Raw genomic sequence first — 1,069 nt, 5'->3', positions numbered from 1 at the left:
GATAGTTTCTATCCCAACTTAGGGCTTGATTATTTAATAGTCAAATTATTAGCTTTAATATATTCTAATAATTCTTTTTTTAGCTTTTGAATACTTTCTGTAGGTAATTTGTTATTTCTACTAAAATTTTCATTCTTAGAAACAAACAAAATCATGTCTTTATTACGAATGGATTGAAGTTCTAAATAATCCTTGTAAAAATAGACATCAAGATTAAAATTTCTTAATCAACTTATATTTCATTGTTTTTCATAAATGAGGCGTATTTATCATTAAAAATAACTTGAACAGAACCTCTTAATGTAAAAAGATACTTATAAATATATTCATCATTGGAATTTACAAAATCTTTTTCATTCTTAAAGTAAATATTTTTAGCCTCATCATCAAAAACTGTTATGTTTTTTATATCTTTTTCTAAAGAAGTTATATGCCTTAGTTTTAATAGTTTATTGATTTGATTATTGTATTTAAAGTTAAAAATCAATCTTGAATCATCATCAAATTCATCGTTATGTGTCGCAAATTGACATTTTAAAGCTTTGATTTTGCCACTTTTTAATTCTTTTCCTATTAAAGAGTAAGCTTTCTTATTTCTTAGCATAGAAAAAGCTTTTCTAAAGTGTGTTTCTTGCAAAATCTCATCTAGCAATTTAACTTCATCATTAGTTTCTTTATAGTTTTTTACATACCAATTGCCATTCCTGAATAGATAAAAATATTCTATATTAGAAAATTTTAATAAATTTTCTAACGGATTATTTTTAAAATATTCTTCACTGTTTTTAAATATATTTATGTGTTGACTGTTTTCATGAAATTCACTTTCATTGACTGTAGTTTTCAATGAAATTAATGAACTGCTATTTTTAAACAACTCATCTACCTTTTCCTTATTGTTATAGAATTTGTTTAAAATAACACCATTCCAAGATAAACATCCATCACAATGGCAATATTTTGCAACTACCGATCCATCATATCTTTCTTTTGCTATAAAAGACCTTGTTCCCATAATTTTTCCTTTTTTATATTTTTAAAACTAAAAAAGGATAGAAGTATCCCTAGT

At 23.9% G+C, this 1,069-nt stretch carries 1 protein-coding gene; it reads right to left on the bottom strand.

All coding sequences use genetic code 11. The features are described from left to right. Window positions 1-232 precede the first annotated feature (232 nt). Window positions 233-1,015, bottom strand: a complete 783-nt coding sequence (locus CCO88_RS09595; RefSeq protein WP_002840595.1) for a hypothetical protein — start codon at window positions 1,013-1,015, stop codon at window positions 233-235. Between the last annotated feature and the right edge of the window lie 54 nt (window positions 1,016-1,069).

The organism is Campylobacter coli LMG 9860 (assembly GCF_000254135.1).
In the GTDB taxonomy this organism is placed as follows: Bacteria; Campylobacterota; Campylobacteria; order Campylobacterales; family Campylobacteraceae; genus Campylobacter_D; species Campylobacter_D coli.
Note: the sequence above shows the minus strand (reverse complement) of the source record. Positions and strands in the feature narration are given on the sequence as shown.